Origin of the sequence: Rothia sp. HSID18069 (assembly GCF_003989155.1) — a bacterium.
Taxonomy (GTDB): Bacteria; Actinomycetota; Actinomycetes; order Actinomycetales; family Micrococcaceae; genus Rothia; species Rothia aeria.
Map to the genome: position 1 here is coordinate 377,487 of NZ_RBMG01000001.1, position 25,401 is coordinate 402,887.

At 58.8% G+C, this 25,401-nt stretch carries 21 protein-coding genes; 11 read left to right on the forward strand and 10 right to left on the reverse strand.

The features are described from left to right. The first annotated feature begins 4 nt into the window (after nucleotides 1-4). Nucleotides 5-1,000, forward strand: coding sequence for a porphobilinogen synthase (hemB, locus tag D8M41_RS01775; protein WP_126926292.1), 996 nt, complete (start codon nucleotides 5-7; stop codon nucleotides 998-1,000). Between the two features lie 882 nt (nucleotides 1,001-1,882). Here hemB and D8M41_RS01785 read toward each other — a convergent pair. The 5 genes from D8M41_RS01785 to D8M41_RS01805 form a co-directional block, all read right to left on the reverse strand. After that, on the reverse strand, nucleotides 1,883-2,884 hold the full coding sequence (locus tag D8M41_RS01785) for a hypothetical protein (RefSeq protein ID WP_006889209.1): 1,002 nt from the start codon (nucleotides 2,882-2,884) through the stop codon (nucleotides 1,883-1,885). 98 nt (nucleotides 2,885-2,982) lie between these two features. Beyond that, entirely contained in the window at nucleotides 2,983-4,332 is a 1,350-nt protein-coding gene (hemL, locus tag D8M41_RS01790) for a glutamate-1-semialdehyde 2,1-aminomutase (RefSeq protein WP_006889212.1), read from the reverse strand. Between the two features lie 111 nt (nucleotides 4,333-4,443). Continuing rightward, a complete protein-coding gene (locus D8M41_RS01795; RefSeq protein ID WP_039955343.1) occupies nucleotides 4,444-4,992 on the reverse strand; it encodes a hypothetical protein in 549 nt (182 codons plus the stop codon). 51 nt (nucleotides 4,993-5,043) lie between these two features. Then, nucleotides 5,044-5,448, reverse strand: coding sequence for an EVE domain-containing protein (locus D8M41_RS01800; protein ID WP_006889192.1), 405 nt, complete (start codon nucleotides 5,446-5,448; stop codon nucleotides 5,044-5,046). Nucleotides 5,449-5,542: 94 nt separating this feature from the next. Further along, complete coding sequence (locus tag D8M41_RS01805) at nucleotides 5,543-5,911, reverse strand: VOC family protein (RefSeq protein WP_006889188.1); 369 nt, start codon at nucleotides 5,909-5,911, stop codon at nucleotides 5,543-5,545. Between the two features lie 74 nt (nucleotides 5,912-5,985). Between D8M41_RS01805 and D8M41_RS01810 the strand changes: the two genes are divergently transcribed. The 4 genes from D8M41_RS01810 to D8M41_RS01825 all read left to right on the forward strand — a co-directional run bounded on the left by D8M41_RS01810 (nucleotide 5,986) and on the right by D8M41_RS01825 (nucleotide 8,793). Then, nucleotides 5,986-6,414, forward strand: coding sequence for a MarR family winged helix-turn-helix transcriptional regulator (locus tag D8M41_RS01810; protein ID WP_006889166.1), 429 nt, complete (start codon nucleotides 5,986-5,988; stop codon nucleotides 6,412-6,414). A 143-nt stretch (nucleotides 6,415-6,557) separates the two neighbouring features. Then, entirely contained in the window at nucleotides 6,558-7,244 is a 687-nt protein-coding gene (locus tag D8M41_RS01815) for a hypothetical protein (protein WP_006889226.1), read from the forward strand. Between the two features lie 70 nt (nucleotides 7,245-7,314). Next, nucleotides 7,315-8,004, forward strand: coding sequence for a hypothetical protein (locus D8M41_RS01820; protein WP_006889143.1), 690 nt, complete (start codon nucleotides 7,315-7,317; stop codon nucleotides 8,002-8,004). 72 nt (nucleotides 8,005-8,076) lie between these two features. Further along, complete coding sequence (locus D8M41_RS01825; RefSeq protein WP_006889147.1) at nucleotides 8,077-8,793, forward strand: hypothetical protein; 717 nt, start codon at nucleotides 8,077-8,079, stop codon at nucleotides 8,791-8,793. Nucleotides 8,794-8,884: 91 nt separating this feature from the next. Here D8M41_RS01825 and D8M41_RS01830 read toward each other — a convergent pair whose 3' ends face one another. Beyond that, on the reverse strand, nucleotides 8,885-9,517 hold the full coding sequence (locus D8M41_RS01830; RefSeq protein WP_006889222.1) for a hypothetical protein: 633 nt from the start codon (nucleotides 9,515-9,517) through the stop codon (nucleotides 8,885-8,887). A 148-nt stretch (nucleotides 9,518-9,665) separates the two neighbouring features. On the opposite strand from D8M41_RS01830, the gene D8M41_RS01835 reads away from it, so the two are divergent. Beyond that, entirely contained in the window at nucleotides 9,666-10,112 is a 447-nt protein-coding gene (locus tag D8M41_RS01835; protein WP_126926294.1) for a hypothetical protein, read from the forward strand. A 187-nt stretch (nucleotides 10,113-10,299) separates the two neighbouring features. On the opposite strand, the gene D8M41_RS01840 is transcribed toward D8M41_RS01835, so the two are convergent. Next, the gene (locus tag D8M41_RS01840) at nucleotides 10,300-10,578 is read right to left on the reverse strand and encodes a hypothetical protein (protein WP_148110196.1); all 279 of its coding nucleotides are present in this window, start codon (nucleotides 10,576-10,578) and stop codon (nucleotides 10,300-10,302) included. Between the two features lie 242 nt (nucleotides 10,579-10,820). Between D8M41_RS01840 and D8M41_RS01845 the strand changes: the two genes are divergently transcribed. Then, nucleotides 10,821-11,435 carry an SMI1/KNR4 family protein gene (locus tag D8M41_RS01845; RefSeq protein ID WP_232617580.1) on the forward strand — a complete coding sequence of 205 codons (615 nt, stop codon included), beginning with the start codon at nucleotides 10,821-10,823 and terminating at the stop codon, nucleotides 11,433-11,435. Nucleotides 11,436-11,460: 25 nt separating this feature from the next. Then, nucleotides 11,461-11,793 (forward strand): hypothetical protein, encoded by a 333-nt coding sequence (locus D8M41_RS01850; RefSeq protein ID WP_126926296.1) that lies wholly within the window; start codon nucleotides 11,461-11,463, stop codon nucleotides 11,791-11,793. An 80-nt stretch (nucleotides 11,794-11,873) separates the two neighbouring features. On the opposite strand, the gene D8M41_RS01855 is transcribed toward D8M41_RS01850, so the two are convergent. Beyond that, nucleotides 11,874-13,235 (reverse strand): threonine/serine ThrE exporter family protein, encoded by a 1,362-nt coding sequence (locus D8M41_RS01855; protein ID WP_006889171.1) that lies wholly within the window; start codon nucleotides 13,233-13,235, stop codon nucleotides 11,874-11,876. A gap of 162 nt (nucleotides 13,236-13,397) precedes the next feature. Further along, the gene (locus D8M41_RS01860; protein WP_006889214.1) at nucleotides 13,398-14,093 is read right to left on the reverse strand and encodes an exonuclease domain-containing protein; all 696 of its coding nucleotides are present in this window, start codon (nucleotides 14,091-14,093) and stop codon (nucleotides 13,398-13,400) included. 100 nt (nucleotides 14,094-14,193) lie between these two features. Here D8M41_RS01860 and D8M41_RS01865 point away from each other — a divergent pair, with 100 nt between their 5' ends. Together D8M41_RS01865 and D8M41_RS01870 are read left to right on the forward strand one after the other, a co-directional pair. Further along, a complete protein-coding gene (locus tag D8M41_RS01865) occupies nucleotides 14,194-17,721 on the forward strand; it encodes a UrvD/REP family ATP-dependent DNA helicase (protein ID WP_006889157.1) in 3,528 nt (1,175 codons plus the stop codon). Nucleotides 17,722-17,752: 31 nt separating this feature from the next. Continuing rightward, nucleotides 17,753-22,126, forward strand: a complete 4,374-nt coding sequence (locus D8M41_RS01870; RefSeq protein WP_023134071.1) for an ATP-dependent helicase — start codon at nucleotides 17,753-17,755, stop codon at nucleotides 22,124-22,126. 29 nt (nucleotides 22,127-22,155) lie between these two features. On the opposite strand, the gene D8M41_RS01875 is transcribed toward D8M41_RS01870, so the two are convergent. Beyond that, on the reverse strand, nucleotides 22,156-23,136 hold the full coding sequence (locus tag D8M41_RS01875) for a phosphotransferase (RefSeq protein ID WP_023134070.1): 981 nt from the start codon (nucleotides 23,134-23,136) through the stop codon (nucleotides 22,156-22,158). Nucleotides 23,137-23,582: 446 nt separating this feature from the next. Between D8M41_RS01875 and D8M41_RS01880 the strand changes: the two genes are divergently transcribed. After that, complete coding sequence (locus tag D8M41_RS01880) at nucleotides 23,583-25,385, forward strand: ATP-dependent helicase (protein ID WP_023134068.1); 1,803 nt, start codon at nucleotides 23,583-23,585, stop codon at nucleotides 25,383-25,385. The last annotated feature ends 16 nt before the right edge of the window (nucleotides 25,386-25,401 follow it).

Genomic DNA, 25,401 nt, shown 5'->3' on the forward strand with positions numbered 1-25,401 from the left:
CCTCATGAACCTGACCCGACGACCCCGCCGACTGCGCACCACCGCCGCGATGCGCGCCCTCACCGCCGAGACCGCGCTGCGTCCCGAGCAGCTGATTCAGGTGTTTTTCGTGCGCGATGGCATTAGCGAACCACAGCCGATTTCGTCCATGCCCGGGCAGTACCAGCACACGCTAGAGTCACTAATTCCTGCCGTGCGCCAGGCTGCGGAGGCGGGCATTAAATGCATCGATCTCTTCGGGGTTCCGCTGGATGATGATAAGGACGAGATAGGCTCGGCGGCCTGGGATGAGAACGGTATTTTGAATCGCTCTATTGCCGCCTGCCGTGCAGAGTTTGGCGACGAGATCGTTATTATGGCCGATACCTGCCTGGACGAGTTCACCTCTCACGGGCACTGCGGCGTGCTTGTCGATGATGGTTACGGCACCATGATTGTCGATAACGATGCAACCGTGGAACTGTACTGCAAGATGGCAGTGTCTCAGGCACGCGCCGGGGCACACACGGTCTCTCCTTCAGGCATGATGGACGGGCAGATTGCCGCAATGCGCGCCGCGCTGGACGAGGCCGGGTTCCAGAACGTCTCTATCATGGCGTATTCGGCGAAGTATGCCTCCGCGTTCTTTGGTCCGTTCCGCGATGCGGTGGAGTCTAGCTTTACCGGGAACCGCAAAACGTATCAGCAGGATCCGGCGAATCGCCGCGAATCTCTCCTAGAGGTGCAGACCGATATTGACGAGGGCGCCGATATGGTGATGGTCAAGCCTGCCGGAAGCTATCTCGATATTGTGCGTGAGGTCGCCGAGTTTTCACCTGTGCCGGTGGCGGCGTACCAGGTGTCGGGGGAGTACGCCATGATTGAGGCCGCTGCAGCAAACGGCTGGATTGACCGCCGTGCCGTGGCGTTGGAGGCTCTGCGGTCGATTCACCGCGCGGGTGCAGACATGATTCTTACCTACTACGCAGCCGAAGCCGCCCGCTGGCTGCGTGAAGACTAACCCTAGGGATACTTTATTGGGGAGTAAACCGGGCAAGGACCATGCGGGTACCAGACGGCAAGTTCCTGAGGGCACTGTTGATACCTCGCGGTGACCAGGAACGCGCATCCAATGAGCCATCAGGAACATGGGAATATGGTAGCTCCAGACGGTAGCAGGAACGATCTGCGAGCCGCCGGATAAACTCGCTTATCTGCTGATGCCACACTTCCCGGCTCTCAGGTGAATTATTCTCTTTGCCCCAGCCACAGACAATCGGCGCGTGCGGGAACTCGGTAAGTACCGTCTCTAATTCGGCAACCGCGTGCCGGTCTAGGGAATAATCTATATTGCGCGAATTCGGCTCTATGAAGGTAAATAGATTAATAAGTAGCACTGTACGGGGGTGCAGTAATGGTGCAGAATGCGCGGGATCGAGAAAACGACAGGTTCCCAGCATAGCCTGAGTTAGAGCTTTTACCGTAGGATCGGAGGTTCTAAAGCTTCCGGCTAAACTTGGGTTTAACCCAATGAAAATAGCGGGTTCACCGGTTCCGTGAGTGTTATCAATTCTATAGCGGTATCTATGGAATCTTTCTATAAGTAGCTCAGAACTCCAGGTAATACCGTCTGCTAAGCTGCCCTGGCGCGACAATCTGGATATATCCAACAAATTCCTCTTTATCTCATCAACCTACAGTGAGGGTTATTCATTAGGGAATACAGCCCACTCATGGAAAATAACGGTTCCTGCGGTGTTAAAGATACCATCAACCACCGATCACACCCGCAGAAGAATATTCAAAGATGGGTTCTCCATAAAAAGTGAAACCAGCATTTCTGCGATGGCGTCACGACAATAGAGAACCCATCTTTGCGCCTGCGCGGCAGAGCGAAGAAATCCTAATGTGTCTGCTTGAAGGATGCGCGGTATGCTGCCTCCTGCGCGAATTCACCTGCGGGTTTATGGCCTTTGGTGGTGCAGATAATACGGCCATCGTTGTGGTATTGCAGCAGCTGCTCGCGGTCGGCTGGGGAGTTCATATCAGCCCAGCGTTCCTGCTCAATACGGAACGCGATCTGCCGGATAAGGTAGCGGACTCCCGGGTCAGACAGTGACGTGGAGAAAGGGGCGTTTTTGCCGGGTATTTTGACCTCAATACGCCATTTGGAAGGATCTTGCATATCGGGGTGAATGGCGTCGGGGTCGGTGGGGATGATTCGGAAGAACTCAAGCTGCTGGTAGTAGAGAATTTTCGCCGAACCGAAGACCCTGCTGATGAGGATCTGATCCGGCAGGAACACGGTGTAGTGGCGGTAATGCCAGAACACCCCAATAGCGCCGAGTACTGTGGCCAGGGTGAGCAGCACCGCCATGTCGCCCACGTAGAGGGGGCCCGCATCAAAGAGCGATGCGAGGAAACCGAAAGCCGCCAGCAGGTAAAGCCCCCAGGTGACCCAGGCGAAGACTGATACGCCGTAGATAATACCGGCTGACTGCATCTGCTCGGAGCCGCGGAAGAGGTTGCCGAGCTTACCCAGAGTTGCCCGGTAGATGGGCGGCATACCGTAGTCGCGGTCCCAAATATTTAGCCCGCGTGCTATACGGTAGCGCCGCCGCCCGAAGTAAGCCCCTAAGTAGATCAGTGCGAAGGGGAGTATGAATGCGCCGCCGCCAAGACCGTAACTGTAGTAGTAGATGTCCCAGAACAGGTGGAATGTTTGGGCGAGAGCAAACCAAGCGATCACATACCAGAGCATGTGAATAGTTCCGCTCCAGAACCCGCCGTACGCTGGCTTTACTGCTTTCTTTTTGCTGATGTACATGGGATAGGTCACCTCGTTGAGCAGACACAACCCCAGGTAAACTATCGCAGCGATCAGCCAAATATCTCTCACATCCATATACCCATTTTATGGGATTTTCCTGCTCAGCCAAGGGTGTACATTAAGGAATTATGGGGGTGGGCTACAGATTTCCCTTCCTCGGTGGTGAGGGCGCGTTAGGCTTTAGCCGCTGCACGTGCCGCGCCCGGCAGCGCTTCAATGATGCGTTCCATCGCGGTATCGTCGTGCGCCCCGGAGAGGAACCATGCCTCAAAAGCACTCGGGGGAAGATACACGCCGGCATCAAGCATGGCGTGGAAAAAAGCCGTGTATTTGGCGGTAGCAGAGCTCTTAATATCGGCGTAGTTGTGCACGCCGTGCTCGCCGGTACCAAAGGCAACCGAGAACAGGTTGCCCGCCGTCTGAATTGAATGATCCACCCCGGCATCGGTAAGCGCCTGCGTCAGCGCAGCCTGCAACTGTTCCGAACGTGTATCGAGCGTGCGGTAGAGGGCATCATCGGCGAGTTTGAGGGTCGTAATGCCGGATGCCACCGAGAGTGGATTACCCGAGAGCGTGCCCGCCTGGTAGACGGGGCCGGTCGGTGCCAGATGCTCCATCACCTCACGTTTACCGGCGAGTGCGGCGATCGGCATACCGCCGCCGATCACTTTACCGAAAGTGAAAATATCGGGAACCCAGCCGTTATCTTCGGGGGCGAATTTACCCCAGTACCCGGCGGACGAGACACGGAAACCGGTCAGCACCTCATCAAAAATCAGCAGGGCATTATTGCTCTGCGTCATTTCGCGCAGGCCGCGGTTGAAGCCCGGTTCGGGAGTCACCACGCCCATATTGCAGGGGGCGGCTTCGGTAATGACGGCGGCAATTTCTCCCGGATGCGCGGCGAAAGCCTCGCGCACGGCGTCAAGATCGTTGTAGGGGAGCACGATAGTTTCGGATGCGGTTGCTGCGGTCACGCCCGCCGAGCCGGGTAGGGCGAGAGTCGCCACGCCGGAGCCTGCTTCAGAGAGCAGCGCATCCACATGCCCGTGATAGCAGCCCGAGAATTTGATGATTTTATCGCGCCCGGTGATGCCGCGTGCCAGGCGAATAGCGGTCATGGTGGCTTCGGTGCCGGTAGATACCATACGTACCTGCTCGATTGCGCCAGGGATCGCGGCGTTGATGCGATCGACCACAAGCTCTGCGAGCTCTGCCTCGGGCGCGGATGCAGCGCCGAACGACAGTCCGCGTGAGGCAGCCTCTTGAACCGCCGCAACAACCTGCGGATGCGCGTGCCCAAGAATCGCCGGACCCCACGAGCAGACGAGGTCTACGTATTCGTTGCCGTCAGCATCATAAATATAGGGGCCGGATGCGCGGGTCACAAAAGCAGGCGTGCCGCCCACGGAGTTGAAAGCACGTACGGGGGAGTTTACCCCGCCGGGAATGACGGAACGGGAGCGTTCAAAAAGCTCTTCGCTGTGCTGGTGTGCCAGGTGATGTTCGGCTGATACGCTCATGGGTAACCTTTCGTGTGTGGGCGCCTGAAAGTCTCTTATCCCATAATAGGCGGTTATCGGTCACCAGGCACCAGCTGCTGCGCGCTTATAGTAGGGGATCGAAGAGTTGGGCTACCTGAACTTGTGGATGTCTTCAGCGCCAATGCGGCCCTCGCCGAGCTCACGGAGAAAGAGGTGTTGGCGTTCGTACTCCTGCAGCAGGTCTTGCTGCTCGGGTGTGCCGTCGGCGCTGGTGGGGAAACACGCCAGGGTGTCTTTCCAGTTAATAACGTTCTCAGCGCAGTTGGCGAAGTAGGCGGCATCTTTCCCGCCAGCGCGCAGCCCACCCAACATGCTGCTGATTGCCGTGAGCATCTCAAGACAGCCCTGCGTCGCCGGTTCGTCATTGAGCGGGGTGTCTTCATCATCCCAGTCGATCCGGTGCAGGGTTTCTTGGGCGGTTTTTGCGTTAATGGGCGGTGAGCCGTACCAGCATTGCGCAACGATCTTCTCGCACACCCGGTAGTTTTCGGCCGAGCCGGTGAGCAGGGTCAGGTGCTTCTGGATCGCGGGTTCTGCCACCAGGGCGTAGCAGCACCAGGATGCGAACCGGCGCCGCGCGTCACAATCTAGGGGTTTAAGGAGGTCTTCCACCTGCTGTATATGTGATTCTATGTCCACGCCGTATCCTCTGGTGCATGCCCGCACTGTGCTGCTTCGCTGCGGGCGGTTTTACCTCATCATATAGCGGTAAATATGCTCAAAGAAATCGTGTGAGACCTCAAAATGCCCGTACCGCAGCTGCTTCGCATAACTCCGCCATTCGGGGTGCTCGCGTGCCACCTCAATCGGGCACGGATGCGGCGCATCCTGAAACACAACATCACGCCTGAACGGCTCAAAATTTTCGGCCATGCGGAACTGGTAGACGCGGTCGTCCACAATCTGCCCCACAGCGGTAAAAGCCTGAACTTTCTCACCAGAATTCATGCCGGTTTTAGGGCTGTAATACAGAATCCAATCTCCCCGTTTCATGCGTGCCAGCGGTGCCTGTTTGCCGTGGCAAACCTGGCAGAATCCGCCCGCAACACCGAGTAAAACATGATCGCGTGAGGCTACTCCAACCCAGTAGCGCATAAGAACCTCCTAAAACTGTGAAGAGTACCAAGAGTCCGGGGCTCTCACGGTATTGATAAACCCCGGACCCAAGGTTACGTCCTGATGCGGATCTTCAGACCCGATCGTGTACCGTCACCGCGTACCCGTCCGGGTCAGCAAAAATAATGCTCTCACCAAAAGGCCCGGGCGTTGGCTCTTGCAGAATGCGCACGTCAGCTTCCTTGAGCTTCGTAAGAAGGCTCCGCACATCACTGCTGTGCATCCACAGGGCCACACCCAAACCGGGGCGCGAAATCTCGTCAAGGTTTACCCCAGGCAGCGGCTCGCGCACGGCGAAGGGGATGGGGTCGGTTGCAAAGACCACAGCATTCGGCGGCGCTTGCGGGGTGCGGCGCAAGCCGAGATAGGTTTCGTAGAACTGCGCGGAACGCTCAAGATCGCGCACCTGCAATGCGATGAAGCTGGGGCCGGTCACCGTCATGATAGTCCTCCTCGAATAGACCATATTTTGTATGTCAGGATACTGACATTAACAGCATATGTCAGAATATTGACATGAGGCAAGAGGAATTTAACCAACTTATTGGATACCGACTCAAAGAAGCGCAATCACTGCTGCGCTCGCGCATGGAAGAGACCTTGCGCCCGCTTGGGATTACCGTTGCGCAATACGTGTGCCTGGAAATTCTAAAATCTACCCCGGGTGCTTCTAATGCCGAGCTGGCGCGGCAGGCTTTCGTCACTCGCCAAACGATGAATACGCTTTTGCGAGGACTTCAAGAACGCGGTTTGATTGAACGCGCTACTCACGCCACTAAAGGCCGAGCCTTACCTACCATGCTCACCCCGCAGGGGGAGCAGATGCTCGTTCAAGCAACCGGGCGCATCCGCGAGATTGAGCAGCAGATGGTGGGAGGGCTTAGTGATACGCAGCGTCAAGAGCTCTGGGATTTGCTCACCGCCTGCATTGAGGGAATAAAGTAGACACTCCGTATCCTGCGCCCTGCCAACATGCGGAATATGGTCTGCGGTATTTGGTGCTAAAGCTACAGAGTAGAAATCCGGTGTATACCCTCATAATGGTGCTAACGTTGAAGTGTAGCTTGAAGACGGGAGGTTCGAGTCTTATGCTCGACGTATTCTTGTGGATACTTGTGATTGCCGGTGGCGCAGGCGGTATCGTCGTAACGCACTTGACGTACCTGCTGGTACGCGGGGCGAACGAAAAGAAAAACGCTCCGTTGAGAGTACGGTTTTACTCTTGGGGTACGGTTGCGCTGTTCGAGGTACTCATTGGCGTTGTTGTAGCTGGTGTATCTAGTGGTTTCATAGCGATCTCAAGCTCCTTAAAGAAGTCAGATCCTCTCTGGACGGTTCTGCCGTACGTGTTTCTTGTGATGTTTTTTAGCGCTTTTGCCGTGTCTATATGGCGTATGACCGTCCCTTACTATGAGTTCACCCCTTCCGCTCTTATTGTGCGCACCACAGGATCGGGTGTTCGCTCACTTGAGCTGTCACAGATTAGCGGATACCAGTATTACCCGTACCGCGCTAATAGAGACGGCGGCGGCAGCGACTACCTGGAAATATATGATGCTAAGGGCAGTGTATTCTATAAGATTTCCGTTTTGCGTCAAAACGCTCCTAACGTTCTGGGCGCCCGCATCGTGTTTCGTGCTCAGCATGGGCGCTGGGCCCGTGAGGATGACCCGCGTGATCAGCAGATTCTCGCTCAACTGACGCACCGAGAAACAGTTAAATATCTGATGCAGCACATGGTGCGTGACGATTTTCTAACACTTAAGGGTGCATAGCCCCGAAGCTATGACCATGTGAAGGCAGCAGACAGTTATACAACTTTCTTCAGAGAGGGCGGGAAGAACTTTGCTGGAAGCATTAGGACACTATAACTATTTGGGTACAGGTATTCTTACAGCCATTATCGTGCTGCACTTTGTGTACCTTCTAATCCGTAACCAGCGTGAGAAGACTACAGCACCGTGGCGGGCACGCACACCCTTGTGGCTGTGCGCCATTATCGAAGTGGTACTTTTGGTCTTCGGCAGCTTCATTGTGGGGGTGGGCCTGATGATAATGGACCCCACTAAGAGGATCGGCACCGGGGTAACCATGATAGGTTTTATCCCCATAGGCTTTGTGGCTTTAGTTACACTGATTGTGCTATGGGCACTGACCATCCCCTACCACGAAATAACCTCTAACGCGGTGGTGGTGCGTAATTTCTTTGGGTTCAAACGATCACTTGAACTTTCCGAGATCGGCGGGTACCTATACACCCGTACTCTGCGTAGCAGCCACTCAGATAATGGCACCACCCGCTATCGCCTTGAGGATTACCTTGAGATACAGACCAAAGAAGGTAAGAGGTTTATGAGGGTACGCATCTACCGTTCCCCAACCAAGAATTACTTGGGTCCCCTGATGATGGTGCGTGCTGAGGAAGGGCGCTGGCTTGACGTGAAGAACCCCATGGACCGGCAGCTGATGAAGCATATGACGCGCCGAGGAACCCTCGAATACCTGCTGGAAAACAGCTACCGTGGCGATTTTTAAGGCGGCACGCACAGAAGCGGTGCATTCTAATCCGACGGTGCACATGCGTTAAACGAGAAGGGGAGAGGGAGCATGAGTGTTCTATTGAGTTATGCGGTAGTGGGTGTAATACCCATTTTTGTGGCGCTGCACCTGAGCTATGTGCGTCGGCGGGCCGCCCAAGAGAAGACGCAGACACCACGGCGGGGCCGGTATCCGATGTGGGTTTTCGTGGCCTTCGACGTGGTCGGCGGGGTTATCTGCTGCGCTGTGGCTGTTACCGGGGCGGTGCTTATATCGTCTTCTGCGGGCTCACGCCAGATAATGATGCTGATTCTGTGGGGCGGCGGCACCTGCCTGGTTCTTCTGGCGTACGCTTTGGGGGTTTGGGGTATCACGGTCACATACGTTGAGATGTTCCCTGATGCTTTGGCGGCTCGCGGTTTCTTTGGCGGTACCCGTATCATCACTTTTGAACAGATCGGCGGCTATATTTACGACCCCATGTACCGTGATGTGGTAAGCGTAGAGGAAGACCGAAGGAATCTGCACATGAGGCGGTGGCACAGCTACAGTGTTGTACACCGGGATAAGCTGCAGGTTATGGATAAGGAAGGCAACGTGGCGTTTGCAACCCGGGTGGCGGGGACACCGCTGCCGCACTATGCCGGGCAGTGCATTATGTTTCAGGGGGTGCAGGGCCGGTGGCCGCAGCCGGGTGCCGATGACGATGAGCGGCTGCTGAGTGATTACACGAAGGATAGGGTCGCCGGGTATCTGCACGCCCACCGGTGGCGCACCGACCTGTAGCCCCCACACAGCCAAACCATAAAATATATGTGCCGCGCCCCCACCTGAGGGGGCGCGGCACATATGTGTAGGTTCTGTCTGAACGGTGGCTTTAGAGGGTCAGCTCACTTCCTTTAGAGTTCTCGATCAGGTACTGTTTGCTGGATCCGTCAGCTATCGTATTCACGAGAATCTGCTGGTCGTGCGGGTTAGTGGGGCTGGGCCAGCGCCCATAATATAGCCGGAACGCTATCGCTGCGATGGTGCGCTCACCCCGGTAGTAGTTCGGCTGGAACGCGATACGCCTATTATCGGTGGTTTTGAGGGAGAGCCACCCACCAAGCTTCCCCCTGCTCATTGTCAGCTGGGTGTTCCCGGGATTGTATGAGAAGGAATCGATCTCATTAAAGTGGATGCGCACGGGTACCCCCACCCACAGGCGCTGCTCAACATAGTCGACACCGGTTTGAATGTACACGTTTTTCCAGGCCAGCAGGATAATGCCGCCCATAATAAAGAACAACAGCGCGAACAGGGCGGCTATAATCAGTTGACCGATGGACGAAAGATAAGTAGGGACAGCGAACGCCATAAGCAGCAGCCCCAGAAAAATACCGGCGAACCCCAGCAGCGAATGTATCCAGTACATGCGCACCCGCACCGTACCGTCTGGGGTAGTGGGTGCCTGCGCGGCATGCCGAACCAGTATGGGGTGTAAGAAAGCGCGAATAAAATATAAATTCATGGGTTTAGTGTATTCCTGAACCTGAAGGATTCACTGGGAGAACCCTGAAAGCACCCTGCCTAAAGGTACGGCCGCCCCGAATGAAAACATCCGCAGGGGGGAGAGAAGAGGGGAGAATAGTCATAAAAAGTAAACGAAACGGCAGGCCATGAATATTGCGGTTAAAAGCACGACAGAGCAGCGCGCAGGTTACGTTTTTGCGAGCCTCACCGTTCATCTGGCGGGAATGACTCTTGGCGATAAGAACGCTGAAGACCTATGCGGTACGGTAACAGCGGGGTTGCAGACGGTCATCCATAATATTCGCGGCCTCATCCGCGACCCCCACGCCACACTGCGCTGGGAGCAAGCGAAGAAACACCCCCTGGAGGAGTACACCGGCACAGTTCACGACCTGCTGCCAAGAGGAACCAACATATTCGACGGCGATACTCTGCTCGTCTTCCGTGACGGCACCACATTCACAGCCCTGTGCGAGCCTTACAATCATCCGGCGCAGGTTCTTTCTCATTTCCCGCTGGAAACATATGTGGAACGCATAATAGAGACGGAACGAGCTCTCAGCAGCAGGCAGGGCAGCTACACTACCCGGTAAGAACACGGACCCGTGGTTCCCAGAAAAAATACTCCAACCATGCGGAAGACTCTGCACTGAAACCCTTGAGCACCAGAGTGCCGTCATGGGTGTAGCACTCTAAAATATTCTCAAAAGCCTCCATGGTGCCCTCTGGAATATCTCGAATAGTGGGGGGAGACATCTGGGTGGGCACTGGTGCACCCCGCTACGTAGCAACAATACATTCCCCTATTTTTCTTGGGCCATCCAAAAAGTCAAATTTAAAACCATCTGCCAGTAAATAATGCGGTGCAGTATCAGCTAAAAAATAAACTTCATCAGCGATACACTCGTATCCTTGCTCTATTGGTGGAGTACTGAACTTCAACACTATAGACCAGATTTGGTCTGGTAAATAGAGCTGTGTATATAAAATATTTCTTGAAGAAAGTTTTCTATACACGCCGTCAATAATTTTTTTATCCCAAAAAACAAGACACATCATTACACCATTGTAACCCAACATGCCATTACGGCCTGAAATATCTTTACCACTGTACCACCAGGCCCATCACCACACAATTCACCGCCTTACTAATATCGCTCAACAGTATTTTGACCCGAAACACTCAGAACACCCTACGCCCTCACTAGTAGACACGCGATCCTACTCGCTTGCAGAGTAAGGGGCTTTTGCTTTATAGTGCGTGTGCAGGGTGAAGTGCGCCCCCTCTATAAAGAGCCCGTTTGACTGGAGCAAACACTATGAGTACTAGAATGCAAAATTTAATAGAAAACATGGGAGGAGTCGTAAGGGTTGAAGCAAAACCTTTCGCTCCTTTATCACGAGAAATAATATCAAAATATCTAGATGTAGATAAGAAAGAGTTTTCTGATTATGTAGACTATTTGACATGTTTCGGAGGAGAAACATATCTGAATGAAGTATTCTACAAGTTAACTATGTATAACGATGGGCTGCCAATTTATTGTTATCCCAGTGAATCACTAGTAGAAAATGTTGTAATAAAAAATGGAGAATTTGGTTGTTTTTACGGAGAAGGATCTTCATATCAAACTGGTTATTCATTGAGCAATGCTATAAAAATAATGGAAAATAGGATTCCTGAAAATTTTCTACCTATTGCTGAAAATAACTACGGAGATAGGATATGCCTGTGCGTAGAAGGGGAAAGAATGGGGAAAATTTATTACTGGTACCATGGAAACGAGTGGGATGAAGAAGATTACTGTGATGATTTTGGGGAAACCATGCCCGAAGAAGTAAAAATGCAAAACATGTATTTAATCGGGGAAAATTTGTATGACTGCTTTAAACGCATGGTTTTAGTAGAAGAATAATTTCTATGTTAAATTGGAGCTAGATATGGATCCTCAAGAATTAACTAATGAAGTTCTGCTGGAAAGTATTTTGGACTGTACTCATTTTGTGTCACATGAAGTTCCTAATTTATTCAAATCTGTAAAAGAATCTTTGCCTCACAGTGACAAAATATTCTTTATGAATTTTGTCGAAGACGAAAATGGAGAATATGAATATTATGGGTACATTTATGATAAAACAACTGCAGCAATATATGAGTATTATTTCCAAGATAGTAAGTCATTGAAAAACCGGAAATTATCCCTTGCTAAAAGAGATATTAGTAAGTTGACTACAAAAGATATTCTTGAGTTGCCTGCACTCCACTTACTGTAGCTAAAATTAGCATTTTAAAATCTGCCTCTCACGGGTGTCACCGACCCTGCGCCTATGAGAACTAGGGTATGTTTTGCCTCCTACCGCATGTGCTGGTTCATATTTAGCTTCTTCAGCACCTGCGTGTCGTGGTCAATCAGCCAGTTCTTATCAAACAGCAGCCGCACAAACGCCAGCCCCAGCCCCAAAGCCAAAAACGTCAGAAACGACTGGGCAAAACCACCCATCGCCGCATACAAGTCACCGGAAGACATATGCGACATTGCCAGGTAGAACGGCACACCCGGAACCATCGTCACCACCGCAGGCACCGACAGCGAAATCCGAGAGTACTGCCGCCCGTGCAGCGGCGCCACAAGCTCCGCCATAATACCCACCGCGAACACCGCCAAGGTGGCCGCCATATGGGAGGTCCAGCCCGCCTCAACCAGCCAAATACGCGCAGGGTTCGCCACTGCTGCGATCACCCCGCCCCACACGCACGCCACCGGGGACGCCGCGAACAGCATCGCGAACCCCGCCGCAGCAACCCCCGAAGAAACCACCTGCAACAGCAGGTACAAACCAGCCGGGATGTCTGGCCGGGCGTTCTGCGCCAACGGCAGATGAAACAGGGAAGCCAGCACCCACACGGCAAACGATGCGCTCACCAGAAGCACCGTCACATACATGAGCCGAGACATACCCGCCAGAAGGTCCATACGCGAAATATCCAGCATACCCGTGACCATCGGGAACCCCGGCACCAGGAACAGGATCGACGAAATGAACCCCACCATGTGTTCAGAACCAATCAGCTGCAGCCCCGTCAGCAGATTAATCAGCCCAATATAGGCGCCCGCCGACAGGAACCCGCACGCCATCCAGATCGCCATATGGCTCACCCCGCGCTTCATGAGGGTGGAACGCAAAAACTGCCCCAACCCGGCGGCAATAAAAACCGCCGAACACTCAATCAGCCCGCCACGGTTCAAAAACGCGAACCCCGCGCACGCCACCGCCGAAGCCAGGGCAAGCATCCACCGTTTATACAGGTGTGGCATCGAATCAATGCGTTCCAGTTCGGCATTCGCTTCCTGTGGGGTGATCCGCTCCGGCAGTTCAGAAATGAAATTGCCCAGCAAATCAATCTTGTGCGAGTTAATGCCCATCGTGCGCTGCTCGGCCACCTCGGTGCGAAAATTCCCGTTCCCGTAGGCGGTGGTGGCGATCTCAGTGAACGTCACCTGGGCGTGGTGCTCATCCAGGCCCACAGCCTTCGCCAAGCGCGCCATTGACGCCTTAATACGGTAGGCACTCGCCCCTGACTTCATGAGGATACGACCCAGCCGCAGCACCACCTGCGACTGCGCCACAATGAACTTATGCTGTTCCCTGGACGACCCTAAATAGATGCTGTACGTGTTGGTATCGGTATACGCCTTATCGTTGTGCTGTTCCATCTGAAGCCTTCAACCAGTGAATCTGCGGGGTGGGGTACGGGCATAAAACCCGGCCTCTTTAGCATAGGTCAAAGAGGCTGCGGCAGGTAGTGATACACCCCGCAGCAGCACGTAATACACTTTACGTTGACTTACCGGGTAGCCCCCCCGCTGCGGCCAAGGCTACCGGCGCACCGGCCACCGGCCGTCAATCACCTCGTTCTCCTTACCCGGTTTTGTGCGCAGCCACGCCTGAAAATCGGCGGCCTGCTGCGCCGCCCACTGCACCTGCTGCTCGTGCAGGGTAGCGGCATCCACGTCAAGCACCGCAGGGAACCTTTCGGTGAGTTTCACCAGCAGCCGTTCGGCGGCTAAGGCATCGTCCTTGGAAGTGTGCGCATTATCCAGCTGCACCTTGTGCTCCACGGCCAGCGTCTCCAGCTTACGGTTGCCGCGCTTACGCGGAATAACGTGCTTATGAATAATGTACGGGTCAAGGATGCACCCGCCGGGCAGCTCCCCGTTGGCAATACTGTACCGTTTCATCTCATGGTGCAGAACCGAGAAATCGTAGGCGGCATTAAATGCGATCACCGGAACCCCGTCAAGGAATAACGAGCCGATAGCCCCCGCCAGCTCCCACACCACCTGCTGCGCTGGCTGCCCGTGCGCCCGCGCATGCTCCGTAGTGACCCCGTGCACCGCCGCAGCAGCCTCAGGGATTTCAACCCCCGGGTCAGCCAGCCACTCCCCGGCACGGCGCACCGAGCCGTCAGGGTTCAATAACAGTAACGATGCGGTCACAATGCGCGCGGTCTCAACATCCACGCCCGTGGTTTCAAGGTCGAAAGTGGCTCGGGGGCCGTGTATCCAGCTCATGAATTCGACTATACGTGAGTTTTTGCACCGCTGCGGCCCGGACCGTCACCCTCTGACATATAACGCAACAGCCGCCTCAGCTGGCAGATAGACTTGAACCATGACCGCAAAACTCATCACCGGGGCACCCGGAACCGGCAAGACCGAGCGTATTATCGCAGCCGCCGCCGAATTCATTGCCAATGGGGGAGACCCGGCGCGGCTACTGGTGCTTGCCCCCACCCGTACCGGGGCAACCCGCATCCGTGACGGGTTGGCGCGCCGTATCACCACGAGCATGTCTACCGCACCCACCCGTGCGTGGGCGGCCTACGCCTTCGACCTGCTCCGCCGTGCCCACACCCTGGGAAGTCTGCCCGGGGTGCAGTACAGCCCCAAACTACTGTCGGGGCCCGAGCAGGATGTGATGATTGGCGAGATCCTGGGCGGTCACCGTGAAGGCGCGGGTGCGGGGGTGCGCTGGCCCGCAGACCTGCAAGAGGCCCTAGGTACACGCGGGTTCAGGCACGAAATACGCGACTTTTTTGACCGCATGGCCGAGTACGATGTGAGCGTTGAGAGGGTTCAGGAGCTCGCCGAACAGCTGAACAGGCCCGCCTGGCAGTCGGTTGCAGCCCTGCACACCGAATACCGGCAGATCCGCCGTCTGCGCGCCCCGCACGCCTACGACCCGGCGGCGCTCATCCACGAAGCCTGCAACTTTCTATTCGCAAACCCCGACTGGCTAAGCGCCGAACGGGAACGGTTCGACCTGATCCTTATTGATGATGTGCAGGAGCTCAGCCCCGCCACCTACCGGCTGCTGAATATTCTGTGCGCCCAGAACCCGCAGGCGGCCCTGAACTCGTACCGGGGGCAGGCGCGTGAGGAAGTGGCTGCTGCGCTCACCGCAGGAACCGGGCAGAACCTCACGCGGCGCATACTGATGACCTGCTGCACCGAGACCGTGGTGCAGGGTTTCCGCGGGGCACGGCCAGATTTAGCCAGGACACTTGGAGAGTCATTCCCCGCGTTAGAGACGGAATACCTATACACCTCGTACCGGATGGGTCCCGGTATTGCCGCCGCGTGGGGTGAACTGGCCCGCCGCCTGCCCGTCATCACCGGGGCCAAAACCGTGCGTGAGCTGCGTGCCCCCGCCGCCGAAGCGCAAGAACAGGCGCTATTGCAGCTCAGCGACGAAGGTGACCTGCTCGACCCGCGCCGCTACAGCACACCACCCGAAGGGGTCTTCGGGTACATGCTCCTCTCCCCGCAGGATGAGGTGAACCAGGTGGCGCAGCTGCTGCTTGAGGACTACCTGTACCGGGGTGCCGCCTACGCGCGGTCAGCGATTGTGGTGCGTGATGGCTCCCGGGTGGCCAATATCCGCCGGGTACTAGCGGCCTCGGGTATCCCCACCGTCACCGGTGCGGCGCTCACACCGGTGCGTGACGAACCGGCGGTACGGCCGTTTCTGGATGCGCTTTCCCTGCTCATGTACGCCCGCGAACGCGGCGCCGAACAACTACATTTGCCGGATAATTATGCGTCACCTTCCGAGGCGGAAACCATGCCGGACGGGGACGAGCCGCTCACCGCAGAAACAATTGCCAACGCCTCCCACACCACAGCAGAAGAGGACGAAGCCAAACTCGCCCGGCGAAGCCTTGAAGATGTGCTGGCCGAAGAAAACCGCACGAACCCCGCCTCCGGTGCGCACAACGCTATCACCCTGCTCACCTCCCGGCTGGGGGGCGCCTCCAGCATGGATGTGCGCCGCCTGCGCCAGCAGCTGCGCGCCGCCGAACTGCGTGCCGGCGGGCGCCGCTCCAGCGACGACCTGCTCTTAGGGGCGCTGCTGAACCCCGAAGCTCTGCCGGACTACGGGGTGGGCACCGCTATTCGCCGCGTCTCCCGGGTGCTCGCGGCGGGCCAGCAGGCGCTCAACGCCCCGGGCGCTAACGCCGAGACCGTGCTGTGGGCCCTGTGGCAGGCCAGCGGGCTAGAAAAAACCTGGGTGAACAGCAGCGCCGCAACCGGGCCCGAAGCCGAGCGGGCGCACCGCAACCTTGACGCCATGATCGGGCTTTTCGAGGCCGCCACCCGGTTCGTGGACCAGATGCCCGGCTCATCCGCAGAACAGTTCCTTGACTACATTGACGCCCAAGACCTCCCCATGGACACCCTCGCTGCCCGCGGGAAACGCTACGACGCCGTGGAAATCCTCACCCCGGCCCTCGCCGCCGGGCGGCAGTGGGACACCGTGTACGTGTGCGGTATCCAAGAAGGAACCTGGCCTAATACGAAAGTGCGCGGCTCGCTCCTGAACACCGGCGAACTAAGCGACATCTGCGAAATGGGGGTTGAGGCGGCGCAGAAAGTGCGGATGGCGGATCGCATCCGGGCTGTGCGCCACGACGAGCTGCGCATGTTCGCCACGGCCATTAGCCGCGCCCGCAAGCGCCTCGTGCTGACCGCCGTCTCATCCACCGATGAGGCGCCCAGCGAATTCTTCGACATCCTGGTACCCGAAGTGCGTGCCGGGGAGGTGACCCGGGTGCGGCGCCCCATGACCCTGCGCGCGCTCGTGGCCCAGCTGCGCCGCAACGCCACCGTTGAAGAGCATAACCCGGCGCTTGCGCACGCGGCCGCCGCCCAGCTGCACCGCCTCGCCGACGCGCAGGTGCCCGGCGCCCACCCGCGCCAGTGGTGGGGGCTGCTGCCGCTCTCGACTCAGGAGCCAGCGTTCACGCCGCGACGGCGGCAAGGGCAAGAACCCGAGAAGCTGACGGTCCCCATCTCACCGTCACGTCTTGAGACGATCCACAAGTCTCCGCTTGACTGGTTTGTGGCGGCCGCCCGGGCCGAGGCGCAAACAGACACATCACGGTCGCTGGGCACGCTCATCCACGCTATCGCTGAGGAGTACCCCGCCGCTGACTATGCGACACTCAGTGCCGTCCTTCAGGAGCGTCTGACCACCCTGGCGCTGCCCGAGACGTGGGAGGGGGAGGAAACCCGTCGCCGCGCCGAGAAAATGATTCAGAAACTGGCCGTGTATTTTAAGGAAATTATGCCCGGAGACGGGCGCACCCTGGTGGGGGTTGAGGGCGCTTTTAAAGTGCGTGTTCCCGGGGAGAAGCTCGACGCCCAAATTTCGGGGCGGGTAGACCGGCTGGAGGTCACCGAGGACGGGCGGTACATGATCGTTGACCTGAAAACCGGGCGCACCAAACCCGCAAAAGCCGATATTTCCCAGCATGCCCAGCTGGCCGCCTACCAGGTTGCGGTTGAGGCCGGGGCAGGGGACACAATGAGCCGCGAACTGGGAACGGAACCAGCCGCACACCCCGGCGGTACACCCGGTGGCAGCGACGATAACGTGTACCGTGCCATGGGGAACCGTTCGGCTGGGGCGGCGCTCGTACAGCTGGGCGACGGCACCGCCCCAACCGCCAAGAACCGCCCGCAAGAACAGCCCCCACTTGAGCCTGACTCCGACGAGTGGGCTGTTGAGCTGATCCGGTGCGCCGCCGAGCTGATTGCCGGGGCCCTCATACAGGCGCGGCACCGCCCGGGCGAGAAATGCAGGCTACCCGAAATCTGCCCGCTGTGCCCGCAGGGCAGGCAGGTTACACAGGGATAGGTAGGGCGCGTACCAAGTGAGAGAACAGAACATGAACAATAACCACACCGAAACCCACACGCCCACAGATACGCTGCAGAGTGATGAGCACCTGCCGGGGATCGGGCAGGGTACCGCCGGGGAGCCTTCCCACGGGGGCAGGCGCATCCTCAGCGCCCTTGAGATCGCGCGGGAACTGGGACTAAACCCGCCCACCGATGAGCAGATTCGCATTATTGAATCCCCACTGCAGGCGCGTCTGGTGATTGCCGGTGCGGGATCCGGTAAGACCGCCACCATGGTGGACCGGGTGGTGTGGCTGGTGGCCAACGGGTTTGTGCGCGCCGATGAAGTGCTGGGGGTGACCTTCACCCGCAAGGCCGCAGGTGAGCTGCGTGAGCGTATGCGGACTCGCCTGAATATTCTGCGTGAGCGAAAGCTCATAGACCTCACCGAGCAGGAGCTGCTGGAGGGGGCATCAGAACCCACGGTATCCACCTACCATTCGTACGCGAATACGCTGGTGAAAGACTACGGGCTGCGCCTGGGTATTGAGCAGGATGCGCAGATGCTGGGGGACGCACAGGCGTGGCAGCTGGTGGCGCAGATAGTGCAGTATTGGGACGGCAAGCTTCCGCAGGGGGGTAAAGGCGAGGCGGCGTCAAAGACTTATCTGGTGAAGCAGGTGCTGAAATTAGCTGGCGAGTGCGCCGAGCATCTGGTGGCCCCGCAGACAGTGATCGAGTTCTGCACCGCCCAGATTGCCGCATACGAGTCGTTGAGCACCCCCGGGCAGCGAAAAGCCGCGAACGATACCCTGCGCCAGCTGCAGACGAAGATTATTGTGGCGCGCATGGTGCAGCGGTACGCGCGGGTGAAGGCACGCATGCAGGTGCTTGACTACGGGGATCTGATTGCTTTAGCGGCCCGTATCGCCCGGGACGTTCCTCAGGCGGTGCAGCTGGAGAGGGAACGGTATAAGGTGGTGCTTCTGGACGAGTTTCAGGATACCTCCCACGCCCAGCTGCAGCTTTTCTCAGATTTATTCGGCACACGTGCTGCTGAGGGGGAGCACCCAGGGTACGGGGAGCATCCGGTGATGGCGGTGGGCGACCCTAAACAGTCAATTTATGGGTTCCGCGGCGCATCTGACGGTCAGTTGTTCAGTTTTTACCGGTATTTCCCCACCGCCGATGAGACGCCCCTGTATTTGACCGTTGCGTGGCGTAACGATACGGCGATTCTGGATGCCGCGAACCTCATTGCTGAGCCCCTTAAAACTATGCCGGGGTGGGTGCGGGCGTCTCAGCCGCCTAAGGTACCGGATTTGCGGCCGCGTTCGGTCATTACCCGCCCCGATGAGTCTGGTGAGGCGGCGATGCGCGGTTCGGTGCAGCTGGCCCGGTACGCCACCGACGCTGATGAGGCGCGCGGTATTGCCGAGAAAATAGCCGCTGAACGTGCCCGGTTCCGGGATAACCCCACAGGCATGCCCACCATGGCGGTGCTGACCCGCACCCGCAGCCAGATGGAACCGATCCGGCAGGCGTGTGAGGCACTGGGGGTGCCCGCACAGGTGGTTGGCTTGGGCGGGCTTCTGGAACGCCCCGAGGTGATTGATATGGTGGCGATGCTCCGTGTGCTGGCTGACCCTAACCGGTCGGATGCGCTGGTGCGTCTGCTGGCCGGGGCACGGTGGCGGCTGGGTACCGCAGACTTGTTGGCGTTGGGGGAGTGGTCGAATGAGCTCACCCGTGTCCGGGAGCGCGGGTACGTGAGCGGGGCCGATGCCCAGCAGCCGGGGCAGGAGGTCTCCGGCACTTCTGATGAGCAGCTGCGCCGGGCGCAGCAGAGCTTCGAGCAGGCCCGTAAGTTCGCTGTGGAAGACCTCAGCGAGTACGGGTCGTTGATTGAGGCGATAGAGCACCTGCCGGAGGCTAACGAGCAGGGGCACCCGATCTACCCGCCGGATTATTCACCGCACCGCCGCCGTCTGAGTGTTGAGGGGCTGGCGCGTCTGCGGGCGTTTGCGGCTGAGCTGGAGTATTTGCGGCAGTTCACCACAGAGGATTTGGGGACTCTGCTGTACGAGATTGAGCGGGTCATGATGCTCGACATTGAGCTGGCATCCCACGAAGGCTCGGATAGTTATACATCCCGGGTGCATCTTGATGCTTTTCACGATGTGGCCGCCAACTACGCGGCGACTTCCCCGCGTATTAACGCCATGATCTATGCCGGGGCGGACGGTACCGCCGCCGAGGAGGACGCCCCCACCGCCCGCCGGTTTGTGCTGTCTGCCAGCGGCATCAGCTATCTTACGGGGTTCTTGGCGTGGCTTGAGGAGGCGGCTGAGCACGAGAACGGCCTGGCCCCGGCCGTGGAAGAGCCGCGGCAGGATGCGGTTCAGATTCTTACGATGCACGCCTCAAAGGGGCTGGAGTGGGATCAGGTGTACCTGCCGCGCCTGAGCGATGCCCGCGCCGAGCGTCACCGCATGTGGCAGCGTCTTGAACCGGGTGTTTTGCCGTGGCCGCTGCGTGGCGATAAGGATTATCTGCCGCCAGCGTTGGAGCGCCCCGAAGAAATCACGGCCTTGGAAACCTTTAGTGAGCTGAACCTGGCGGTCGAAGAGGGCGAAGACATGGTGCATGATTATGCGGGTGCTGAGGCGCGCCGCCTGATTTATGTTGCCATGACTCGCGCCCGGTCCCTGCTGTACATTACCACCTGCCGGTGGACGGGGGCCCATGTTAAGCCGGTGAAAACAAGCACTTACTGGAATGAGCTGGTGCAGTTCTCCCAGGGGGACGCGCAGCCCCCCTATGAGGGGATTCAGCATGCGCCGTGGCTGTACCCCGGGTACTTGGGGACGGGGTACTATGTCCCGTCGGCTGCCCGCGAGACAGACCCCAGTATTGATGCGGTGTTCGGGCGTGAAATCAGGGATTGGGGGTACACGGTTCCGCAGGGGGCGGTGCTGCTCAACGGCACCCCGGTGCCTTCCGTCGCCCCCGTTGCTGACCCGCAGGATGGCCCCGCGCGGGATGCGGCCACGGCCAGCACCTGCGCGAACGTTGCCCGCGCCCTCTCAGCGGATGGGGCGGATCCCATTGAGAATGCGCGTATTCTGCGGCTGCCGCCGGTGCACCGGGTGTACCGTGCGGCGCACCCCGATGCTGATGTCACCGCCGAGTTCGCGGCGCTTGACCGTGATACCCCCGGCGGCGGTGAGGGCGGGGCACCGGCACAGTCAAAGAGTAAAACCGCCGATGCCGAGTTCGTGTTCGCCCATGAGGAACTGATGAAAATTTCTGCGCATCAGCGTCCGGCGCGTTCGGGGGTGCGCCCGCAGATCGTGCAGCGCCTGCTCACCCCGGCCGCTTGGGCGGAACAGAACCCCCAGCAGGGGAGCGTACTGACGGCCATGTGGCCTTTCGACCCTCTGGATGGGCCCGCCGTGTGGCGCTGGGAATCTGATGAGGCTCTCACCGAGGGGATGCGCGCACAGCTGCGCTACGGGGCGCAGCCGGACGATGCGCACCCTGCGGAACTTTCGGAACAGCAGCAAGGCCCTGCCGTGAACCGCCCCCAGCAGGTGAGCGTCCCCGGTGACCGCCGTGCTCGGGTGCAGCGTGCCGCCCTGAACGTGGCCCGCGGCGGTATTGAGCTTGCCCCGGGTGCTAACGCCCCACAGGCCGATGCTCACACCCGGCAGGAAATTCAGGATTGGGAGCAGGAGGTTGAGCTGCTGCTGGCGTTGGCACGGCGCGCGGTCACTCCCGCCGCCCCGTCGAAACCGGAGCACCTGTCGGCCTCCGAGCTGATGTCACTGGCCGAGAACCCACAGCAGGCGCGGGCGCGGATGGTGCGCCCGGTGCCGGTTCAGCCTTCAGCGGCGGCGCGCGCCGGAACGTTCTTCCACGAGTGGGTTGAGAACCATTTCGGAGCCGACCCCATGCTGGACCTTGACGACGAACTCTACACCGACGACGAGACTGACACCACCCTCAGCCTTGATGCGCTGCGTAAGACGTTCCTGGCAAGTGAGTGGGCGAACCGCACCATCTGGCGGGCCGAATACCCGGTTGAAACGCATGTGGCCGGGGTGAGTGTGCGCGGACGTATTGATGCGGTGTTCCGCACGGTTGAGCGCACCGAGCAGGGGCAGCGGGAACGCTGGGAGCTGGTGGATTGGAAGACCGGCCGTAAACCCACCGCCAAGCAGATGCGGTATAAGCGCATCCAGCTGGCGCTGTACCGGCTGGCGTTTGCCAAGATTCAGGGCGTTGACCCTGCGGATGTGCGGGCGGCGTTCTACTATGTTGGGTCTGACCAGACGGTGTGGGATTCCGATATTGCGGGCGGGCTGCAGTCTGAGGCGCAGCTGGAGCGCATCATTACCCGCTGGGATTGGGAGCCTTAACCCGCCAGCGCCCGCGCGAGACGCCGGGGCTATTCCAGCCCTTCGGCCCGCTCCGGCAGCGGCTGGTTCTGCCCGAGCATGTCCCCGGAGTCACGCAGGTTCTCGCAGACCGCCTGCAGCATCTGCTCGCCGTGGGCGATCATTTGCGCGTCCCCGTATTCCACCGCGTGGGTGAGCCATTGGGCCAGAGCGAACTCGGCGTAGAATTCGGCGCGTTCTACCAGGTGCTGGTCGGGCATCTGCGGCATCTGTGAGGAGTAGACCCGCACCACTTCATCTGTGAAGGCGGTGTCGGAGCAAGCAAAAAGCCAGGAGAGGTCTTGGGCGGGGTCGCCCACATGCACTTCTGACCAGCCGCTCACTTCGGCCACCGTACCGTTGTGGATGCTGATGGTTTCGGTGCCGAGCTTACCGTGCACCACGCGGGTACGGAAGTCCCAAATAGGCCCGGGTTCTAGGAAAGCACGCCAGTGCGCCACCAGTTCGGCCGGTACTTTGCGGGTGGAGGCTGCCCTGTCCAGTTCGGAGAGTTTACGCCTGCGCAGGTTCTGGGAGGAGTAGACGGGCAGGTCTGATTCGATCATGATGTCTTCAGGCATCACGTGCAGTGTGGCGATGAGCCTGCCCAGGTCGGTGGCGAGGGTGCTGTTGTTGGCACGGTTAATACGAGCCAGTTCATCAAGGTCGCGGTGGGTGCCGGGAACGTAGGTGTACACGAATACGCTCATACCGTTGTACGGTACGGTTCCGGCGATGGTGGGTACGGTAAACGGCAGGCGGGCGCGCAGCCCGTGGGTGAAGGAACGGAGCACCTGATGCTCTGCTTCTAGGCGCATACTGGCGTCGTGGTTGCGGGGTGCACGCACACGCCAGTTGCGGTCGGCGGAGTCTGTGATGATCGCCGTGTCGTATTCTGCGGATTCTTCGGGGGCAGCCGCGGTGGCGACAGGGTAAATACCCGGCACGCCCGCCGAAACGATGGCCGCTAACTGAAGAGGAGATAAAGTCACTCTTTAAGGTTACCTAATATCGGGACGAATACGGTATCTGCGTGGGGCGCGCCCCGTGTTCTTGGGGTTTGCGCTTCGCCGCGAGCGAGTCGGCAGCGGGTTTCTAACCGGTCGTACCGTGCGCGGGATACAATGGGGAACCGTGGATGTTTCGTGTCCGCGCGGCGGGTATTGCGGCTGTGGGGCACGCACCGTAACTACTTTCGTGCTGGCGCACCCGGTGTGGGCGATAGAGGAGAAGGGGCACCTGTATGGGCGGGGGAAAAAGCAGAGGGGGCTCACGCGGCTCGTCATCAGGTGGTGCGCAAACCCCCTCCATGTTTGATGTGCCGTCACCCTCTCGCCGTACCGCTGGGGTGCCCGGCCCCGTTCGGGGTGCTGGCGCTGCAGCGGGTGAGGCGCCCCGCCCCACCTCGGCCGAGCAGGGGTCCCCCTCAGCTCCCGCTATGCTCTCAGCCGAGGATATTCTCACCGGTTTGGACGCGGATCAGCGGCGTGTGGTGACGGAGCTTGACGGCCCGATGCGCGTGCTGGCGGGTGCCGGTACGGGCAAGACCCGCGCCATCACGCACCGCATCGCCTACGGTATCGCTATTGGCCGGTACGTGCCACAGCGGGTGATGGCTCTGACGTTTACCACGCGCGCCGCTGAAGAGATGCGCCTGCGTTTGCGGTCTTTGGGGGCGGCGGGTGTGCAGACCCGCACTTTCCATTCGGCGGCTTTGCGGCAGCTACGGTATTTCTGGCCGCAGGCGGTGGGGGGAACCTTCCCGCAGATTGTGGGTCATAAGGCCCCGCTGCTGACTGAGGCGGCAAACCGGCTGCGTATCACCACTGACCGGGCGCTGCTGCGCGATATTGCCGCCGAAATTGAGTGGGCGAAAGTTTCGATGCTCACCCCCGATACGCTTGTGGCGCGACTGGGGGAGCGGGCCCTGCCAGCTGAACTCACGGCACAGAATATGGTGCGGCTATTTCGCGCCTACGAAGAGCTCAAAGACGAACGGAACGTGATCGACTTTGAGGATATTTTGCTGCTGACCGTGGGCATCATTGAGGAGGATGAGGCGCTGGCGGCGACTATCCGCCAACAGTACCGCCACTTTGTGGTGGATGAGTATCAGGACGTTTCACCGCTTCAGCAGCGCCTGCTGGATGCGTGGCTGGGCGAACGCACCGATATTTGCGTGGTGGGGGATGCCTCCCAGACCATTTATTCGTTCACGGGCGCCACGAGCCGCCACCTGCTGGAATTCCCGCGCCGCTACCGGGGGGCGCAGACGGTGAACCTGGTACGGGATTACCGTTCGCATACGCAGGTGGTGGAGCTGGCGAACCGGCTTCTGGAGGCCCGCCGCCCGGGTAGGGACTCTACGGAGTTTTCGTGGGCACCGCCGCTGCGGCTGGTGTCTCAGCGTGGGGCTGGGGTGGAATGCGAGTGGTTTGAGTACGCCGACGATGAGGCTCAGGCGCAGGGGATCACCGAGGACATCCTGGATTTAATGAACAAGGACGGTGTGCCCGCCAGCGAGATTGCGGTGCTGTTCCGCACGAACGCACAGTCGGCGGTGATCGAGTCGGCCCTGAGCGCGGCGGGTGTCCCGTATCAGCTGCGCGGTGCGGAACAGTTTTTTGAACGCCCCGAGGTGAAGCAGGCCGTATTGGCGTTGCGCGGCTCCGCTAAGGGCACGGACGGCAGCGAGCATGCGCCGTCCCTGGTGCGGGATGTGCTCTCTTCCCTGGGGTATTCCGAGAAGGCCCCGACCTCCGGGGGTGCGGTGCGGCAGAAGTGGGAGTCGTTGGCGGCGCTGGTGTCTATGGTTGATGCTTTACACGCCGAGCGCCAAGAGCAGATTGCTGCACAGGCACCCGCTGAGCAGGGGCTGTCTCCGTTGAGTATGCGTGAGGTGGTGGAGGCGCTCGCGCACCGTATCGCCACGCAGGATGCTCCCGTTATGGATGGGGTGACTCTTGCGTCTTTGCATTCTGCTAAGGGCCTGGAATGGGATGCGGTGTTCCTGTGCGGGCTGAATGAGGGGCTTATGCCGATTTCGTATGCGCAGACTAGCGATGAGGTGGATGAGGAGCGCCGCCTGCTGTATGTGGGTATTACCCGTGCGCGTAAGCACCTGTGTTTGAGCTGGTCTCTTTCGCGTACCGCGGGTGGGCGGGGAAACCGTAAACGGTCCCGCTTCCTGGATGATATTGACCCTAAACGTCGTCCTCGTCGGGCGCCGTATTTGCCTTAGTTGACCGCTTGCTGCG

Excerpts from the sequence above, each read along its gene's own strand:
- hemB (WP_126926292.1), top strand. The coding sequence starts at position 5 with ATGAACCTGACCCGACGACCCCGCCGACTGCGCACCACCGCCGCGATG.
- D8M41_RS01785 (WP_006889209.1), bottom strand. The coding sequence starts at position 2,884 with ATGGATGTGAGAGATATTTGGCTGATCGCTGCGATAGTTTACCTGGGG.
- hemL (WP_006889212.1), bottom strand. The coding sequence starts at position 4,332 with ATGAGCGTATCAGCCGAACATCACCTGGCACACCAGCACAGCGAAGAG.
- D8M41_RS01800 (WP_006889192.1), bottom strand. The coding sequence starts at position 5,448 with ATGCGCTACTGGGTTGGAGTAGCCTCACGCGATCATGTTTTACTCGGT.
- D8M41_RS01805 (WP_006889188.1), bottom strand. The coding sequence starts at position 5,911 with ATGACGGTGACCGGCCCCAGCTTCATCGCATTGCAGGTGCGCGATCTT.
- D8M41_RS01810 (WP_006889166.1), top strand. The coding sequence starts at position 5,986 with ATGAGGCAAGAGGAATTTAACCAACTTATTGGATACCGACTCAAAGAA.
- D8M41_RS01815 (WP_006889226.1), top strand. The coding sequence starts at position 6,558 with ATGCTCGACGTATTCTTGTGGATACTTGTGATTGCCGGTGGCGCAGGC.
- D8M41_RS01825 (WP_006889147.1), top strand. The coding sequence starts at position 8,077 with ATGAGTGTTCTATTGAGTTATGCGGTAGTGGGTGTAATACCCATTTTT.
- D8M41_RS01830 (WP_006889222.1), bottom strand. The coding sequence starts at position 9,517 with ATGAATTTATATTTTATTCGCGCTTTCTTACACCCCATACTGGTTCGG.
- D8M41_RS01835 (WP_126926294.1), top strand. The coding sequence starts at position 9,666 with ATGAATATTGCGGTTAAAAGCACGACAGAGCAGCGCGCAGGTTACGTT.
- D8M41_RS01840 (WP_148110196.1), bottom strand. The coding sequence starts at position 10,578 with ATGATGTGTCTTGTTTTTTGGGATAAAAAAATTATTGACGGCGTGTAT.
- D8M41_RS01850 (WP_126926296.1), top strand. The coding sequence starts at position 11,461 with ATGGATCCTCAAGAATTAACTAATGAAGTTCTGCTGGAAAGTATTTTG.
- D8M41_RS01855 (WP_006889171.1), bottom strand. The coding sequence starts at position 13,235 with ATGGAACAGCACAACGATAAGGCGTATACCGATACCAACACGTACAGC.
- D8M41_RS01860 (WP_006889214.1), bottom strand. The coding sequence starts at position 14,093 with ATGAGCTGGATACACGGCCCCCGAGCCACTTTCGACCTTGAAACCACG.
- D8M41_RS01865 (WP_006889157.1), top strand. The coding sequence starts at position 14,194 with ATGACCGCAAAACTCATCACCGGGGCACCCGGAACCGGCAAGACCGAG.
- D8M41_RS01870 (WP_023134071.1), top strand. The coding sequence starts at position 17,753 with ATGAACAATAACCACACCGAAACCCACACGCCCACAGATACGCTGCAG.
- D8M41_RS01880 (WP_023134068.1), top strand. The coding sequence starts at position 23,583 with ATGCTCTCAGCCGAGGATATTCTCACCGGTTTGGACGCGGATCAGCGG.